Origin of the sequence: Pseudomonas sp. NPDC087029 (assembly GCF_044745345.1) — a bacterium.
Taxonomy (GTDB): Bacteria; Pseudomonadota; Gammaproteobacteria; order Pseudomonadales; family Pseudomonadaceae; genus Aquipseudomonas; species Aquipseudomonas faucium.
This window is the reverse complement of sequence record NZ_JBIVAB010000017.1, coordinates 44,775-63,683: the sequence shown is the minus strand read 5'-3', so window position 1 is coordinate 63,683 and position 18,909 is coordinate 44,775. Positions and strand designations below refer to the sequence as shown.

General features: G+C 69.0%; 4 protein-coding genes. 1 reads left to right on the top strand and 3 read right to left on the bottom strand.

Annotation, left to right across the window (positions count from 1 at the left end):
* The first annotated feature begins 8 nt into the window (after positions 1 to 8).
* Positions 9 to 2,540, top strand: a complete 2,532-nt coding sequence (locus ACIPG5_RS22085) for a TonB-dependent siderophore receptor (protein WP_401378160.1) — start codon at positions 9 to 11, stop codon at positions 2,538 to 2,540.
* Positions 2,541 to 2,860: 320 nt separating this feature from the next.
* Here the strand turns inward: ACIPG5_RS22085 and ACIPG5_RS22080 are convergent, their stop codons facing one another.
* Genes ACIPG5_RS22080 through ACIPG5_RS22070 form a run of 3 tightly spaced genes read right to left on the bottom strand, consistent with a single transcriptional unit; the run spans position 2,861 to position 18,793 of the window.
* Entirely contained in the window at positions 2,861 to 3,811 is a 951-nt protein-coding gene (locus tag ACIPG5_RS22080; protein WP_401378157.1) for an alpha/beta hydrolase, read from the bottom strand.
* Between the two features lie 58 nt (positions 3,812 to 3,869).
* On the bottom strand, positions 3,870 to 12,413 hold the full coding sequence (locus ACIPG5_RS22075) for an amino acid adenylation domain-containing protein (protein WP_401378154.1): 8,544 nt from the start codon (positions 12,411 to 12,413) through the stop codon (positions 3,870 to 3,872).
* Complete coding sequence (locus ACIPG5_RS22070; protein WP_401378152.1) at positions 12,413 to 18,793, bottom strand: amino acid adenylation domain-containing protein; 6,381 nt, start codon at positions 18,791 to 18,793, stop codon at positions 12,413 to 12,415. Before ACIPG5_RS22070 ends, ACIPG5_RS22075 begins: the two co-directional genes overlap by 1 nt.
* Between the last annotated feature and the right edge of the window lie 116 nt (positions 18,794 to 18,909).

Here is an 18,909-nt window from a genome sequence, read left to right as displayed (position 1 = left end):
TTGCGCACATGAAGTCCAAACGTACGCGAAACAAAGCGGCAGCCTTGGCCGCCGGTCCAGCGAAGTGGAGCCTGCGGGCTTCTGCCCTGGTGCTGAGCCTGGCCATGGCGCACGCGCACGCCAAGCCGGTGGCCGTGGACATTCCGGCCCAGTCGCTGGACCAGGCCCTGGTCGCGCTCGGCCAGCAAACCGGGCTGCAGATGATCTATTCGCCGGACCTGGTCAGCGGCAAGCGTGCGCCCAAGGTCAGCGGCACCATGGAGCCGGACAAGGCGCTTGCGCAACTGCTCGCCGGCGCGGGCCTCACCTACCGCATCGACAACAACTCGGTGATGCTCATCAGCACCGACAGCAGCGGCATCGGCGCCGGCGCCATGGTCATCGGCGAAACCACCATCATGGGCCAGGGGATGGGCCAGGCCACCGAGAACACCGGCTCCTACACCCCGGGGCTGACCAGCGTCGGCTCCAAGAGCCCGACCTCGCTGAAGGAAACCCCGCAGTCGGTATCGGTGGTGACCCGCCAGCTGATCGAAGACCGCCAGATCACCGACATCAACGATGCGATGAAGGCCGTACCGGGCGTCACCGTGCAAAGCACCACGTTCCGCATCCAGGACTTCTACTCGCGCGGCTTCCCGATCCAGAACATCCAGCTCGACGGCGCCGCGCCCATGGCCCTGGGCACCACCGCCGGCAGCTTCTATTCATCGAACATCTACGACCTGGCCGAGTTCGACCACGTCGAAGTGCTGCGCGGCTCCAGCGCCCTGTTCGGTGGCACCGGCGACCCGGGCGGCATCATCAACCTGGTGCGCAAGCGCCCGCTGGACTTCTACCAGCTCAAGTTCACCGCCTCGGCCGGTAGCTGGGACAACTACCGCAGCGAGCTGGACGTGACCGGCCCGCTGGGCTTCGACGGCAAGCTGCGCGGGCGCATGGTGGTGGCCTACCAGGACCGCCAGTACTTCGTCGACAACCGCGCCACCGACAAGCCGCTGATCTACGGCGTGCTCGAGGCCGATGTCAGCGACGACACCATGCTCACCGCCGGCATGCGCTACAACAAGGTGCACGAAACCGGTACCGCCTCGGCCGTGCCGCGCTACAGCAACGGGGTCGACCTGGGCCTGCCGCGCCACACCGGCCTGTCCACCACCTGGGCCTACGCCGATGGCTACTCGCGCGAGTACTTCGCCAAGGTCGACCACCGCCTGAACGACGACTGGAAGCTCAACCTCAGCTACACCAACATCTACGACACCATCGACACCAACAACGCCACCACCCTGGGCTCGGTCAACCCGGTCACCGGTACCGGCGTGACCCGCTATGGCACCTGGGTCACCCAGTGGAGCGAACAGCACCTCTGGGACGCCAACCTCTCCGGCGACTTCAGCATGTTCGGCCTCGACCACCGCCTGGTGGTGGGCGCCGACTACCAGGAAATCGACAGCCGCTGGCAAGGTACCGGCCGCTTCACCACCGCCGGTGGCCCGGTCAACGTCTTCGACCCCAACTCCACGCCATGGGACGACCCCGGTGCGCGGCCGAACATCAGCCGCGACTACAAGCCCAACAGCCAGACCCAGTACGGCCTGTACTCGAGCCTGCGCCTGCAGGTGGCCGAGCCGCTGCACGTGATCCTCGGGGCGCGGGTGCAGCGCTACAAGTTCGACCAGACCTACCAGAGCGCCAACGCCGCCGGCGTCTGGACCCAGCAATCGCGGGTGGACATGCGCGAGCCGACCAAGGTCACGCCGTTCGGGGGCATCGTCTACGACCTGAACGATGAGTGGGCGGCCTACGCCAGCTACGCGGAAATCTACAAGCCACAGCAGAACCTGATGGCCGGCCCGCCGACTTCCGGTTCCACCCTCGACCCGATGAAGGGCAAGACCTACGAAACCGGGATCAAGGGCGAGCTGTTTGGCGGTGCGGTGAACACCAGCATCGCGCTGTACTACACCAAGCGTGAAGACCAGGCCGTGCAGGATGCCAACTACCCGCTCAGCCAGGTGCTGTTCGGCGGCAACTGCTGCTACGTCAACGGCGGCGAGACGGTCAGCAAGGGCATCGACATGGAAATTTCCGGCGAGATCCTGCCGGAGTGGATGATGATGGCCAGCTACACCCTGAACCTGAACAAGAACCGCGACACCGGCTCTGCGCTGAGCACCGTGACGCCCAAGCACCTGGCCAAGTTGTTCACCACCTACCGCCTGCCGGGCGTGCTGAACGACTTCCGCGTTGGGGGTGGGGTGGATATCCAGAGCGCGACCCACGTCAGCGGCACTGCGGCGACCTACGACAGCCTGGGCAACGTGGTGCAGGCCAGTGTGCCGTTCGAGTACCAGCAGGGCGGCTATGCGATCTGGAATGCGATGGTCGACTACCGCATCGACGAGCATTGGAACGTGGCGCTCAACGGCAACAACCTGTTCGACAAGAAGTACTACCAGACCGTCGGGACCTCGACCTATGGCAATACCTATGGCGACCCGCGCAACTTCATGCTGACGGTACGGGCTACGTACTGAGGGCTGAAGGGGTAGAAAAAAACCGGGGCTTGCCCCGGTTTTTTGTGCTTGCCTTGGGTTTTTGGGTGTTTGTGAGATCGAGCGCCGCCCGCGCGGCGCATCGCGGATGAATCCGCTCCTACATTTGTTGCAACGTACCTATGCCTGATAGGCCATGGTTGTAAGCCTTTTTTTGTACGACGTGATTTCTCGGGGGGCACCAAAGGCGGACAAACATGGCCTGACAGACCGTGGCACGTTGCAACAAATGTAGGAGCGGATTCATCCGCGATGCGCCGCGCGGGCGGCGCTCGATCTCACTACCCCAAGAGATGCCGCGGCTAGCCCAAAACCCCCTCCAACCATCGCCCAGCCGCCGCGTACACTTCGCCACTGGCCCCGGTAATCCCCGACATCCGCAGAAAATCATGGGTCAGGCCGGCTTCGATGCGCAGGGTGGTCGGGGTGCCACTGGCTTCGAGCTTGCCGGCATACGCCAAGCCTTCATCGAACAGCGGGTCGTACTGCGCCAGGTTGACATAGGCCGGCGCCATGGCCGGCAATGCCGGGTGCAGCAATGGCGAAGCGCGCCAGTCGTCCTGGGCCTGGGTGCTGCCCAGGTAGTGCGCATAGAACCAGTCCAGCGTCGCAGTCTCCAGCAGGTACCCTTCGGCATAGCGCTGGTGCGAATCGCGGTGGGTCGTGCTGTGCGCCACCGGATAGAACAGCAGCTGCGCCTTCACCGGCATGCCCTGCGCTTGCCCGGCTGCGGTAATCGCCATCACCGTGGCCAGGGTCGCGCCGGCACTGTCGCCGGCCAGCACCAGGTCCGTCGCTTGTAGCTGCAGTGCATCGGCATTGTCGTGCAACCACTGCGCGGCATCCTGGCAATCATGCAGGGCCGTCGGAAACGGCTGCTCCGGGGCCAGCCGATACTCCGGCGCGAACACCGCATAATCGCCCAGGCAGGCCAGGCGACGGCAGACGCAATCGTGCGAGTCGAGGCTGCCGACCACATAACCGCCGCCATGCAGGTACACCAGCGTGGCCTTGGGCGTGATGCCCGGGCGGCGGTAGAGGCGGGCGGGCAACTGCGCGCCATCGCGGGTGGCGAACAACAGCTCGCTCACCTCGACATGCGCCGGTGGGTCCGGGTCGAGCAGGCGCGAGGTGTTGGCGAATTCCGCCCGCGCCTGGGCCACGCTCAGCGCGTGCATGGGCTGGCTCTTGCCGGTCAGGCGGCCGAGTTCGGCCAATTCCAGGAAGGCTTCAAGGTCACTGTCCAGGGACATTCAGGTATTCCTTAAATCGATGAAAAAGGCCCGGCGCAGAGCGCGGCCGGGCGTTGGTTCAGAGCGCTGGCGCAGTCACCTTGTGCAGGCGCTCGTGCACGGCGTCGAGCAGCGCGCCATGGCCGACGATGGCGTAGTGGTCGGCATTCAGGCGCTGGCTGGAGCGCACTGCGCGGTTCGCTTCGAAAGCCTGGGCATGCTCGGCATTGCAACTGCTCGCCCACCAGCAGTCCAGGCGCGCGGCCACCTCCGGCAGGGCGTGCAACTGCAGCGAGAGGCGCTTGAGGGTCATGGCCGCGACGAAGGTGCGGGCCAGTTCCTCGCTCGATGGCAGGCTGCTGGCCTCGACACCGTGCAGGCTCTGTTCGATCAACCGCTGCCACTGCGCCGCATCGGCATCGGCCGGCGCCGACAGCAGCGGCAGGCTGGCCGCAGGGCAGCCGCTGACCACCGCGAGGAAGGCCTGCAGGTCGCCAGCGCAGTCCTCATCCAGCGCAGCGTCAGCTTCGCCCGGCAGGTAGGTGTCCACCAGGCCCAGCAGCTCGACCTGCTGCCCCTGGCTTTCCAGCTCGCGGCTGACCAGCATCGCCAGCGTGCCGCCCAGCGACCAGCCGAGCAGGCGGTACGGCCCTTGTGGCTGCTTCTGGCGGATGTACTGGGCGTAGTCGATGGCCATGGCCTCCAGCGATTCGTCCTGCCACTGGCGGTCGAGCAGCATGCGGTTCTGCAGGCCGTAGACGCTGCACAGGCCGTCCAGGCGCTGGGCCAGCGGGCGGTAGTCGAACACCGTGCCGAAACCTGCGTGCAGGCAGAACAGCGGCGCCTGCTGCTCGATTTTGCGGTTGAGCAGCAACAGCGGGTCGAGCGCGGCCTGGGGCTGGTCGCTGGCCGGGCACAGCTGGGCAATGGTCGGCCGGGCGATCAGGTCGCGCAGCTTCAGGTTCAGGCCAAGCTCCGGCTGGTTGCGCAGGCGCGACAGCACCTTGAGCACGCCCAGCGAATCGCCGCCGAGCTCGAAGAAGTGGTCGCTCACGCCAACCTGATCCAGCCCCAGCACCTCGGCCCAGATGGCCGCCAGGGCCTGCTGGCGCGGGTCGGCGGGCGCCTGGTAAGCGCGCGCGGGCTGGCTCGGCTCGGGCAGCGCACGGCGGTCGACCTTGCCGTTGGGGGTCAGCGGCAGGGCATCGAGCACCATCAGCTGGGCCGGCACCATGTAGTCCGGCAGCACCTGGCGCAGGTGTTCGAGCAGCGGCGCGGTGGCGCGCTCGCCCTCGCTGCGCACCACGTAGCCGACCAGCTGCTTGCCGCTGGCCGCCTCGCGGGCCACCACCACCGCATCGAGCACGCCGGGGACGTCACGCAGGCGCGCTTCGATTTCCCCCAGCTCGATGCGAAAACCGCGGATCTTCACCTGGTTGTCCAGGCGCCCGAGGTAGTCGAACACGCCGTCCGGGCGCTGGCGCACCAGGTCGCCCGTGCGGTACAGGCGCCCGCCGCAGTGGCTGAACGGGTCGGCGACGAAGCGCTCGGCGCTCAGCCCCGGGCGGCGGTGGTAACCCCGCGCCACGCCTTCGCCACCGATGTACAGCTCACCGGCAAGGCCCACCGGCAGCGGGTTCAGGCAATCGTCGAGCACATACAGCGTGCGCTTGCCCACCGCCTCGCCAATCGGTGCATACACCGCGTCGCAGTGGGCACTGGCCGGCGCTTTCCACAGCAGCGGGGTGACCACGGTTTCGGTCGGGCCATAGCCGTTGGTGAGGTACTGGGGCTTGAGCACCTGCTTGACCAGCTCGAAGTTGGCGTCGGCCACCGCATCGCCGCCGAAGCAGTAGATGCGCACCGGCGGCGGGGTCGGCTGGCCTTGGCCGTACTCGGCCAGTTGCTGCAGGTAGGCCGGCGGGAAGCAGGCGATGCTGATCGCCTCGGCGTGCAGCACGTCCCAGGTCTCCTGCGGGGTCCAGAGGGTGTTGCCGCGGATCACCAGCTGGCCGCCGCTGACCAGCGTCGACAGCCAGCGCTCCTGGGCACCGTCGAAGGCGAACGACATGAACAGCAGCTCGCGGGTGGCCGGGGTCATTTCGTAGCGTTCGATGATCGCCTGGCAGTGCATGCGCAGCGGGCCGCGCGCCACGGCCACGCCCTTGGGGTTACCGGTGGAGCCGGAGGTGTAGATCATGTAGCTGAGCTGCTCGCCCAGGGCCTTGAGGGCCGGGTCGTGGTCGCTCGACGACAGCTGCGCCCGGTCCAGGTCGAGGCGCCTTTGCGCAGGCACCCCCAGGCGCTCGCCGATGGCCTGCTCGGTCAGCAGCAGGGCGACGTCGGCATCGCCGATGATCCACTGCAGGCGTTCGGCAGGGTAGTCGATGTCCAGCGGCACGTAGGCGGCGCCGGCCTTCATCACCCCGTAGAAGGCGACGATCGTGGCCACCGAACGGCCCAGGGCGATGCCGACCCGGTCCTCACGGCCGATGCCGCGTTCGATCAGGGTCCAGGCCAGGCGGTTGGCCTGCTGCTCCAGCTGGGCGTAGCTCAGCGCGCGACCGTCGCAGCGCACGGCGACCTGCTCGGGGCGCAGGCTGGCGTGGCGGCCGATCAGCGCGGCCAGGTCCGGCTGTGGCGCAGCACTTGCCAGCTGCGGCGGCTGGGTGCTGGCGACCGGCAGGCCGAGGGTGCCGATGGCGGCATCGGGGTTGCCCAGCAGGCTTTCCAGCAAGGCCTCGTAGTGGCCGCGCAGGGCCTCGACCTGGTGCGCCTGGAAGTGGTCCAGGCGGTACAGGAACTCGATGCGCAGGCGCGTGTTCAGGTGCACGGCCAGGTCCATCGGGTAGTTGGTGACATCGCGCAGCTGCGCCTCGCCGAAGCGCAGGCCGGCGTCACCGGCCGACTGCAGGCGCTCGTCGATCGGGTAGTTCTCGAACACGATGATGCTGTCGAACAAGGCCTGGCCGTTGCTTTCGGCCCAGCGCTGGATGTCCACCAGCGGCGTGTGCTCGTGGTCGCGCACTTGCAGGTTGCAGGTCTGCAGCTGTTGCAGCCAGGCGTGAACAGGTTGCGCCGGGTGCGGGGTCTGGATGATCGGCAAGGTATTGATGAACAGCCCCAGTAGGCTGTCGGCGCCGGCCAGGCTCGCCGGGCGCCCGGACACCGTGGCGCCGAAGCACACGGTCGGCTGCCCGGTGTAGCGCTGCAGCAGCAGTACCCAGGCGGCTTGCACCAGGGTGTTGGGGGTGACCCGCAGGCGCTGGGCCTGCTCGCGCAGGCGGCGGGTGCGCTGCTCGTCCCAGTGCAGGTACAGCGCCTGGTGGCCTTGTGCGCCCGAGCGGCTGCGGGTGCCGGCGGCACCGGTCAGTTGCGTTGGCCCCTGCAGCTCGGCCAGGCGCGGGCGCCAGAAGGCTTCGCTGTGTTGTTGGGCCGGTGCCTGCAGCCAGCGGATGTAGTCGCTGTAGCGGCCTTGCCGGGCCGGCAGGGGTTGGCCTGCGTAGCACTGGAACAGCTCGCCGAGCAGGCGCGACTGGCTCCAGCCATCCATGAGGATGTGGTGGCTGGTCAGGATCAGTTGGTGGCGCTCGTCGTCCAGGCGCACCAGCAGCAGGCGCAGCAAGGGCGGGGCGAGCAGGTCGAAGGGGCGGCGGCGCTCGGCTTCGGCGGCCGCGGCCAGGCGCGCCGGGTCGCAGGCCTGGCCGCGCCAGTCCTGTTCACGGGCGTCGAGCCGGCCCTGGCGCAGCACCACCTGCAGCGGCTCGCGCAGGTGCGCTGCCTGCCAGAAGGCGCTGCGCAGCATCTCGTGGCGTTCCACCAGCTGGCCCCAGGCGGTGATGAAGCGCTCGGCGTGCAGGCCCTCGACCGCCACGCTGGTCTGGTTGATGTAGAAGTCGCCGTCGCCGCTGTCCTGGGTGTGGAACAGCATGCCCTGCTGCACGGTGGTCAGCGGGTAGATGTCCTCGACCTGCTCGCAGGGCAGCGGCAGCGTGGCCAGTTGGGCCTGGGTCAGGTGCGCCAGCGGCACGTCGGAGGGGGTCAGGCCGATGCGCAGGCCCTGGCCGCACAGGGCGATCACGGCGCGCAGCTCGCCGGCGTAGTCGTCGGCCAGTTGCTGCATTTGCGCCGGGTCGAACATCAGCGGGCTGAAGCGCCAGTTCAGGCGCAGCTCGCCGTCGAAGACCTGGCCATTGAGCGCCAGCCAGTTCTGCAGCGGGGCGTCCGGGTGCTGCTCGCGGCCTTTGTCTGCCGGGGTGGGGCTCAGCAGGGCGTTGGCATCGTCGTTGCCGCTGTCGAACTGGCCGAGGTAGTTGAAGGTGATGCGCGCGGCGGGCAAGGCGTTCAAGGCTTCGCGCAGCGCCGGGCGGGCATAGCTGCGCAGGGCGCCGAAGAACGCGCCTTTGCCGGGCAGGCTACGCAGCTGCTCCTTGGTCAGCATGATCGCCTCGGCCAGCGAGTCGCCGGCGCTGATGCGCGCCGGGTACAGGCTGGTGAGCCAGCCGACCGTGCGGGTCAGGTCGGCTTCGTCGTCGGCAAAGGCTTCGCGGCCATGGCCTTCGAGCTCCACCAGGTGCTCGCGGGCGCCGGTCCAGCGCTGCAGCACGCGCGCCAGGGCGGCGAGCAGCAGGTCGTTGATCTGCGTGCGATAGGCCGCCGGGCATTGCTTGAGCAGGCGTGTGGTGCTTTCGGCGTCCAGGTGGGTGGTGACGCTCTGGCTGTCACGCACGCGCAGCGGCGCCGTTGTGTCGAGCGCGGGCAGGGCAGTGTCGATGCCGCTGCCCTGGCGTTGCCAGAATGCCGCCTCCTGCTCGCCGGCCGGGCTCTGCGCATAGGCCTGCAGGCGCAGCGCCCAGTCCTGGACCGGCAGAGTGCGCGGCGGCAACTGGCAAGGCTGGCCGGCGCTGGCCTGGGTGTAGGCGCTGTGCAGGTCTTCGAGCAGGATGCGCCAGGACACGCCGTCCACGGCCAGGTGATGGATCACCAGCAGCAGGCGTACCTGGCCCTGGTCTTCGCCCAGCACGGCGCGCAGCAGCGGGCCTTGGGCGAGGTCCAGGCTGCCCTGGGCGCGGTCGCACAGGGCCTGCCAGGTTTCGCCGAGGCTGGGGTCGAATTGCCAGAGCAGGTCAGCGCCGGGCGGCTGTTCGCCGAACTGGGCTTGCCACTGGCCCTGAGCTTCAGTGAAGCGCAGGCGCAGGGCATCGTGGGCCGCCACCAGGGCGTGCAGCGCCTGGCGCACGTGGGCCGGGGCCAGCGCCTGGCTGGCCGTGAGCATCACCGACTGGTTCCAGCGCTGCGCCTCGGGCATGGCCAGGGCGAAGAACTGCTGCTGCATCGGCAGCAACAGGCTGTTGCCACGGGCCGGCAGGTAAGTGGCCTGCGCCGCTTGCGCCTGGGTCTGGGTGACGCGCGCCAGGGTGCGCACGGTCTGGTGGCTGAACAGGTCCTTGGGGGTGAAGTGCAGGCCGTCACGGCGGGCGTGGCTGACCAGCTGGATGGACACGATCGAATCGCCGCCGAGCTCGAAGAAGTTGTCGTCGATCCCCACTTGCTCACGCTTGAGCACCCGCTGCCAGACCTGCACCAGGCGCGCCTGCATATCATCCTCGGCGGCGCTGTAGCTCGCCTGTGGCTGGGCCGCGCCGGGCTTGGGCAGGGCCTTGCGGTCGAGCTTGCCGTTGGGGCTCAGCGGCATGCTGTCGAGGAAAAGCCAGTGGTTGGGCACCATGTAGTCGGGCAGGTGGGCCAGCAGGGCCTGGCTCAGTTGCTGGCGATCGGGCGCGGGCTGGCCGGCCTTGGCCACCAGGTAGGCGACCAGCTGGTTGTCCACGGCCAGCACCGCAGCTTCATGGATGGCCGGCTGTTCCATCAGGCGTGCTTCGATCTCGCCCAGTTCGATGCGCAGGCCGCGAATCTTCACCTGGTGGTCGATGCGCCCGCAGTATTCGATCACACCATCGGTGCGGTAACGCGCCAGGTCGCCGGTGCGATACATGCGTGCGCCGGGCTGGAACGGGCAGGCGACGAAGCGCTCGGCGGTCAGCGCCGGGCGCTGGTGGTAGCCGCGGGCCAGGCCTGCGCCGCCGAGGTAGAGCTCGCCGATGACCCCGGCAGGCTGCGGCTGCAGGCCGGCGTCGAGCACCCAGCAGGCCAGGTTGGCGATCGGCGTGCCGATCGGCACGCTGGTCTTGCCTTCGTCGCGGCAAGTCCAGTGGGTGACGTCGATGGCCGCTTCGGTGGGGCCGTAGAGGTTGTACAGCTTCGCCTGTGGCAGGCGCGCGAACACCTGCTGCTGGGCGTCGACCGGCAGCGCTTCGCCACTGCAAACGATGCGTTGCAGGCCGCTACAGGTGGCGACCTGCTCGTCGAGCAGGAAGGCCTGGAGCATCGAGGGCACGAAGTGCAGGGTGGTGACCTGGTGCTGGTGGATCAGTTGCACCAGGCGCGCCGGGTCGCGGTGGTCACCCGGCGCGGCGATGGCCAGGCGGGCGCCGGTGATCAGCGGCCAGAAGAACTCCCACACCGACACGTCGAAGCTGAACGGGGTTTTCTGCAGCACGGTGTCGCAGGCGTCCAGCTTGTAGGCAGCCTGCATCCACTGCAGGCGGTTGGCCAGGGCCTGGTGGCTGTTGCCGGCGCCCTTGGGGCGGCCGGTGGAGCCGGAGGTGTAGATGACGTAGGCCAGTTGCTCGGGCGTGCAGGGCAGTTGCGGGTCGTGCTCGGGCTGCGCGGTTTGCGCGGTGTCGAGCAGCAGCACCGGTAAACCGGCTGGCAGCGGCAGCTGATCGCGCAGGTGCGACTGGGTCAGCAGCAGGCCGATGCCGCTGTCTTCGAACATGTAGCTCAGGCGCTCGGCGGGGTATTCAGGGTCCAGCGGCACATAGGCGCCGCCGGCCTTGAGGATCGCCAGCAGGCCGACCACCAGCTCCAGGCTGCGTTCGGCGGCGATGCCGACTGGGGTGTCCTGGCGCACGCCTTGGGCAATCAGGGCATGGGCCAGCTGGTTGGCCTGGCGGTTGAGCTGGGCATAGGTCAGGGTGGTGTCGCCGAACAGCAGCGCGGTGGCGTCTGGGGTGCTGCGCGCCTGGGCTTCGAACAGGGCATGGATCGACGGTGCTTGCGGGTAGCGGTGGGCGGTGTCGTTCCACTGTTGCAGCAGTTGCCGGCGCTCATCGGCGGCCAGCAGGTCGACTTCGCCGATGGCCTGCGCGGGCGCTGCGAGCATCTGCTGCAGCAGGCGCAGCCAATGCTGGCCGAGGCGCTCGACGGTGGCGTGGTCGAACAGGGCGCTGGCATAGGTGAAGCTGGCGCTCAGGCCCTGGGCATCCTCGTGGGTATTGAGGGTCAGGTCCAGTTGCGCGGTTTCGCCAGCCAGGGCCAGCGGCTCGATGTGCAGGCCGTGCCCGGCTGCCGGGGCGCTGTGCTGGGCCGCATCGACCTGGTGGTTGAACATCACCTGGAACAGCGGGTTGTGGCTGAGGTTGCGTTCTGGCTGCAGCGCCTCGACCAGTTGCTCGAAGGGCAGGTCCTGGTGCGCCTGGGCCTGCAGCGTGGTGGCCTTGACCTGGTCGAGCAGCCGGCTGAACGACAGGGTTGGTTGGCACTGGCCGTCGATGACCAGGGTGTTGACGAAGTAGCCGATCAGGTCTTCGGTCTCGACCCGGTTGCGGTTGGCGCTGGGCACGCCGATGCGGATGTCCTGCTGGCGCGTGTAGCGGTGCAGCAGGGCCATGAACGATGCCAGCAGCACCATGAACGGCGTGGCCTGGTGGGCCTGGGCGCAATGGCGCACGGCCTGCGCCACGGCTGGCGAGATCGCCAGCGGCAGGCGTGCGCCTTCGAAGCGCTGCACGCTCGGGCGCGGGCGGTCCAGCGGCAGCTCCAGCACCGGCACCTCGCTGCCCAGGCGCTGGCGCCAGTAGTCGAGCTGGCGCTCCTGCTCGCCGGCTTCCATCCAGTGGCGTTGCCAGATGGCGTAGTCAGCGTACTGCAGCGGCAATTCGCCAAGCTGGCTCGGCTGGCCCTGGCTGAAGCGGGCGTAGCAATGGGTCAGTTCCTTGACCATCACCTGCATCGAGCGGCCATCGCTGACGATGTGGTGCTGCACCAGCAGCAGGACATGGTCGTCGTCGCCCAGGCGCAGCAGTTCGGCGCGCAGCAGGGCGCCGTTGGCCAGGTCGAAGGGCTCGCGCGCGCGGTCCTGGATGTAGGCCTGCACGGCGGCCTCGTGCAGCGGGGTCACCTGCAGCGGCAGGTCGTCTGCCGCCACCACCTGTTGGGCGACGCCCAGCTCGTCCTCGACGAAGCGGGTGCGCAGGCTGTCATGCCGGCGCACCAACTGCGCCAGGCTGGCCTGGAGGGCGGCGGTGTCCAGCGCGCCGCGCAGGCGCAGGGCGCAGGGGATGTGGTAGGCGCTGGAGTCACGCGCGAACTGCCACAAGAACCACTGGCGCTGCTGGGCGTAGGACAGCGGCAGGCGCACGAATTCCTCGCGCACCTGCGGGATCGGCAGGCTGGCCAGCGACAGGCCCTCCTGGCGCATCTTCAGCAGGTACTGCCGGCGCTTTTCCAGCGGCAGCAGGACGAAGCGCTTGGCAATCCTCGAAGCGGTAGTGCTGTCCATCAGTGTTCCTCCATTTCGTCGAGCCAGGCTTCGAGGGTGTCGAGCTTGTGTTCATCGACCGCGGTTGTGGTGGTGTCCAGGTGAAGCGCCAGGGCTTCGAGGGTGGGGTGCTGGAACAGCGCCTGCGGGGTGAGCTCGCGGCCCAGCTCCAGCTGGATGCGCGAGACGGTGTTGATCACCAGCAGCGAGTGGCCGCCGAGTTCGAAGAAGTCGTCGTCCAGGCCCACCACCTGAACCCCCAGCACCTGCTGCCAGATGCCCGCCAGCTGCTGCTGCAAGGGCGTGTGCGGGGCGCGCAAGGGGCGTTCGGCATTGCTGTCGGGTGGCGCCGGCAGGGCCTTGCGGTCGAGCTTGCCGTTGACGGTCAGGGGCAACTGCTCAAGCCACACGCAGTGGGCCGGGACCATGTAGTCGGGCATCTGCGCCTTGAGCGCGGCACGCAGGGCGGCGCTGTCCTGGGGCTGGCCGGGGTGGGCCACCAGGTACGCCAGCAGGCGCGTGCCGGCCGGGCCTGGGGCGGCCAGCACCACGGCCTGGGCCACGCCCGGCTGGGCCAGCAGCCGGGCTTCGATCTCGCCAAGCTCGATCCGGAAGCCGCGCACCTTCACCTGCTGGTCGATGCGCCCGATGTACTCCAGGGTGCCGTCGCCGCGCCGGCGGGCCAGGTCGCCGGTGCGGTACAGGCGGCTGCCGGGTGCCTCGGCGAACGGGTTGGCGACAAAGCGCGTGGCACTGAGGCCGGCGCGGTTGAGGTAACCGCGGGCAAGGCCGGCCTGGCCGATGTACAGCTCACCGATGCAGCCCGCTGGCACCGGGTTGAGCTCGCCGTCGAGCAGGTAGCCGCTGAGGTCGTCGATCAGCTCGCCGATCGGGCTGACGTTGCGCGCCAGGTCCGCCAGGGTGATCGGCCGGTAGGTGACGTGCACGGTGGTTTCGGTGATGCCGTACATGTTCACCAGGCGCGGGCGCTGCTCGCCGAAGCGTTCCAGCCAGGGGCGCAGGGCGGCCACATCGAGGGCTTCGCCGCCGAAGATCACCAGGCGCAGGGCCAGCGCTGGCGAGGCATTGGCGCAGGCGGCCTGGGTCAGCGGCTTGAACGCCGAAGGGGTCTGGTTGAGCACGCTGACGCGCTCGTTCACCAGCAGTTGCAGGAAACCTTGCGGGTCGCGGCTGAGGGTTTGCGGCACGATCACCAGGCGCCCGCCGTGCAGCAGCGCGCCGAAGATTTCCCACACCGAGAAATCGAAGGCGAAGGAGTGGAACAGGGTCCAGACATCTTCATGGTCGAAGTGGAACCAGCGGTCGCACGCGCTGAACAGCCGCAGCACGTTGCGCTGGCTGAGCAGGGTGCCTTTGGGCAGGCCGGTGGAGCCGGAGGTGTAGATGATGTAGGCGAGGTTGTCGACGCCGCTGCGTGGCGCCGGGTTGTGCGTGGGTTGCTCTGCATGGGCTGCGTCGAGGTCCAGGCGCAGCAGGTTGCCCGCTGGCAGCTCGGTGAGCAGGCCGGGTTGGGCCAGCAGTACCTTGAGGCCACTGTCGCTGACCACGAATGCCAGGCGTTCGGCCGGGTGCGCAGGGTCGAGCGGCACGTAGGCGCCGCCGGCCTTGAGGATGGCCAGCAGGCCGACGATCATCTCGAAGCCGCGCTCGGCGGCCAGGCCAACCGGCACATCGGCGCCCACACCGGCGGCGATCAGGCGATGCGCCAGGCGGTTGGCGCGCAGGTTGAGCTCGGCGTAGCTCAGGGCCTGGCCCTGATAGCGCAAGGCGACGGCCTGCGGCCGGCGTTGGGCCTGGGCTTCGATGCGTTCGGCCAGGGCCTGGCTTTGCGGGTGCGAAACAGCGTCGCCATTCCATGCCTCCTGGGCCTGCAGGCGCTCGGCCGGGGCGAGCATGGCCAGGCGCGCGAGCGGCAGCTCGGGGTGCTGCAGGGCCTGTTCGAGCAGGGCCTGCCAGTGGTTGGCCAGGCGTTGCAGGGTGGCGGCGTCGAACAGGTCGCGGTCGTAGGTGAAGGCGGCGCTGAGGCCATGTTCACCCTGGGCTGTGCTCAGCGCCAGGTCGAACTGGGCCTGCTGCGGCTGGCTGTCCAGGGCCTCCAGGCGCAGCCCGCCGAGATGCGCGGCGTCGGCGGCCTGGTGGTGGTTGTACAGCACCTGGAACAACGCCTGCTGCGCGCCGCGTTGCGGCATCAGGTGTTCCAGCAGTTGCTCGTAGGGCAGGTCCTGGTGGTCCTGGGCCTCGATCATCGCCTGGCGGGTCTGGGCCAGCAGCCCGGCGAACGACAGGTCGGCGCTGCAGTCGGCACGCAGTACCAGGGTGTTGACGAAGAAGCCGATCAGTTGCTCGGTTTCCAGGCGGTTGCGGTTGGCCACCGGCACGCCGATGCGGATGTCTGCGTGGCCGGTGTAGCGGTGCAAGACGGCTTGCCAGGCGGCCAGCAATACCATCGGCGTGGTGGCCTGACGGGCGCTGGCGAAGCGCTGCAGGGCCTCGCCCAGCGGCGCCGGCAGGGCCAGTTGCAGGCGTGCGGCCGGGCGCTTGGAGCCGTCGCGGCGCGGCTGGTCGTAGGGCAGCTCCAGCACCGGCGCTTCACCGGCCAGGCGCGTGCGCCAGTAGGCCAGCTGGCGCTCGCGCTCGCCCGCTTCGAGCCAGCTGCGTTGCCAGGCGGCGAAATCGGCGTATTGCAGCGGCAGTGGCGCCAGGGCCTGGCCCTGGTAGAGCGCGCACAGCTCGCGAACCATCACCTGCATCGACCAGGCATCGGAAACGATGTGGTGCTGCACCAGCACCAGCAGGTGTTCATCGGCGGCCACTTGCGCCAGGCCGACGCGCAGCAGGCGGCCGCTGGCCAGGTCGAAGGGCTGGCCGAGCAGGTTGCCGACGAAGGCTTCGCGGGCGGCGGCCTCCAGTGGCTGCGCCTGCAGCGCCAGCGACCAGGGGGCGAGCACCTGCTGGCGTGGCTGGGCGCCGTCGAGGGTGAAGGCGGTGCGCAGGCTTTCGTGGCGCTCGATCAACCGGTCGAAGGCATGGTTCAGCGCGGCGACGTCCAGCGGGCCTTGCAGGCGCAGCACGCTGGGGATGTGGTAGGCGGTGCTGGCCGGGTCGAGCTTCCACAACAGCCACTGGCGTTCCTGGGCGAAGGACAGCGGCAGCTGCTCGCGCTCGGCCTGGGCGTGGATGGTGGCGGGCGTGGCGCTTTGCAGGCTGGCCAGTGCCTGGCAGAAATCGCCCAGGCGCGGCTGGTCGAACAGCAGGCGCAGGGGGAACTCCAGGGCCAGCTCGTGGCGCAGGCGCGAAACCACCCGCGCCACCAGCAGCGAGTGGCCGCCGAGGGCGAAGAAGTCGTCGGCCAGGCCCACGCGCTCGGCCTTGAGCAGCTCGGCCCAGGTGGCCGCGACCTGGCGTTGCAGGGCGCTGGTCGGCGCCAGGTAGGCGGCCTGCTGTGGCTGCCCGCTCAGCGGCGGCAGGGCCTTGCGGTCGAGCTTGCCGTTGGGGCTCAGGGGCATGGCGTCGAGCAGCAGCCAGTGGTTGGGCACCATGTAGTCGGGCAGGTGGGCCAGCAGGGCCTGGCTCAGTTGCTGGCGATCGGGCGCCATCTGGCCGGCCTTGGGTACCAGGTAGGCCACCAGCTGGTTGTCCACGGCCAGCACGGCGGCTTCATGGATGGCTGGCTGCTCCATCAGCCGCGCTTCGATCTCGCCCAGTTCGATGCGCAGGCCGCGGATTTTCACTTGATGGTCGATGCGCCCGCAGTATTCGATCACGCCATCGGCGCGGTAGCGCGCCAGGTCGCCGGTGCGGTACATGCGTTCGCCGGCGCGGAACGGGCAGACCACGAAGCGTTCGGCGGTCAGGGCCGGGCGCCGGTGGTAGCCGCGGGCCAGGCCTGCGCCGCTCAGGTACAGCTCGCCGATCACCCCGGCTGCCTGCGGCTGCAGGCCGGCATCGAGGATCCAGCAACCCAGGTTGGCGATGGGGATGCCGATCGGCACGCTGGTCTTGCCTTCGTCGCGGCAAGTCCAGTGAGTGACGTCGATGGCCGCCTCGGTGGGGCCGTAGAGGTTGTACAGGCGCGCCTGCGGCAGATGCTCGAACACCTGCAACTGGGCTTCCACCGGCAGAGCTTCACCGCTGCAGATGATGCGTTGCAGGCCGGTGCAGCGGGCCATTTCGCCATCGAGCAGGAAGGCCTGGAGCATCGAGGGCACGAAGTGCAGGGTGGTGACCTGGTGCTGTTCGATCAACTGCACCAGGCGCGCCGGGTCGCGGTGGTCGCCCGGCGCGGCGATGGCCAGGCGGGCGCCGGTGATCAGCGGCCAGAAGAACTCCCATACCGACACGTCGAAGCTGAACGGGGTTTTCTGCAGCACCGTGTCGTTGGCGTCCAGGCCGTAGGCGGTCTGCATCCACTGCAGGCGGTTGGCCAGGGCCTGGTGGCTGTTGCCTGCGCCCTTGGGGCGGCCGGTGGAGCCGGAGGTGTAGATGACGTAGGCCAGTTGCTCGGGCGTGCTCGGCAGTTGCGGGTCGTGCTCGGGCTGCGCGGTTTGCGCGGTGTCGAGCAGCAGCACGGGCAGGCCGGCCGGCAGCGGCAGCTGATCGCGCAGGTGCGATTGGGTCAGCAGCAGGCCGATGCTGCTGTCATCGAACATGTAGCTCAAGCGCTCGGCGGGATATTCAGGGTCCAGCGGCACATAGGCGCCGCCGGCCTTGAGGATCGCCAGCAGGCCGACCACCAGCTCCAGGCTGCGCTCGGCGGCGATGCCGACCGGGGTGTCCTGGCGCACGCCATGGGCAATCAGGGCATGGGCCAGCTGGTTGGCCTGGCGGTTGAGCTGGGCATAGGTCAGCGTAGTGTCGCCGAACAGCAGCGCGGTGGCGTCGGGGGTGCTGCGTACCTGGGCTTCGACCAGGGCATGGATCGACGGCGCACTGGGGTAGGCCTGGGCGGTGGCGTTCCAGTCTTGCTGCTGTTGCTGGTGCTGGGCGGTGGACGGCAGCTGCAGCTCGCCGAGCGCGCAGTGCGGGTGGTCGAGCATGGCCTGCAGCAGCGCCAGCCAGTCCTGGCCCAGGCGCTGGGCGGTGGCGGCGTCGAACAGCGTGGCGTCGTATTCCAGGGTGATGCGCAACTGCTCGCGGCCGGCCTGGATGTTCAGGCTGAGGTCGAACTTGGCGTTGGCGGGCGCGCTGGGCAGCGGCTCGATGCGCAGGCCGGCAAAGCTTGGGACGGGCTGCTCGGCGTTGTCGCTGGTCCAGTTGAACAGGCAGTGGAACAGCGCGCCGCTGGCGCCCTGGCGCTGCTCGGCAAGCACGTGTTCCAGCGGGTGGTCGGCGTGCTCCAGGCAGGCCAGGGCATGCCGGCGAACCTGGTCGAACAGGCCGGCGACGGTCTGGCGTGGGTCGAGGCGGGCGCGGTGGATCTGGCTGTTGACGAAGTAGCCGATCAGTTCCTGGACCTGCTCCTGGTTACGCCCGGCATTGGGCACGCCGAGGATGAAGTCGTCCTGGCCGCTGCGCCGGCCAAGCACCAGTTGCCAGGCCGCCAGCAGCACCATGAACGGGGTCAGGCCAAGGCTGCGGCAAGTGGCCTGGAGCTGGTTGAACAGGCCTGGCGCCATGGCCCATTCACAGGCCCCGGCGGCCTGTGGCGGGCGGCTGCCGCGGGGGTGGTCGGTGGGCAGTTCGAGCAGGGTGATACCGCCATCCAGGTAGCCGCGCCAGTAGTGCGCGGCCTGGGCCTGCGCCGGGCTGGCCAGGTAGGCGCCGCGCTGCCAGTGGGCGAAGTCGTGGTACTGCACGGCCGGGCGCGGCAAGGCCTGCCCGCTGGCATACGCCTGCGCCAGGTCGCGCAACAGCAGCGGGTTGGACCAGGCATCGCTGATGCTGTGGTGGCTGGTCAGCGTCAGCACATGGCGGTCGCTGTCCAGCTGGTACAGGCAGGCGCGCAGCAGCGGGGCCTGGGCGAGGTCGAACGGGGTGCTGGCATCAGCCTCCAGTGCCGCTTGCAGCCTGGCCTGCGGCTGGCCGCGCAGGTCGACGCTGCGCAGGTTCAGGCGCGCCTCGCGTTCCACCCGCAGGCGTGGCTGGCCCTGAATTTCCTGGATGCACGAACGCAGGATGTCGTGCCGATCGATCACCCGGTCCAGGGCCTGCTGCAGGTCGGCGGCGCGCAACGTGCCCTGCAGCATGAAGGCGCGCGGCTGGTTGTAGGTGGCGGCGTCGGGGTCGAGCTGGGCGAGCAGCCAGAGCTGCTCCTGGGCGAAGGACAGCGGGGCGTCCGTGGTGCCCAGGGCAACGATGCCGGCAGGGGTGGCGGTGGGCTCGTCGAGCCCGCAGAGCAGGGCCAGCAGCGCGTCATCGGTGGAGTGGTCGTGGGGTGTCATCTCGGTCTCGCCATCACTGGAGAATTAAGCGTATTGAGAGAGACGAAGGGGCAGCGGGGTGATTTAGGCGGGCGGTGCAACAGCCGCACCCGGCGCGCACGGGGCGCGCCAGGTGG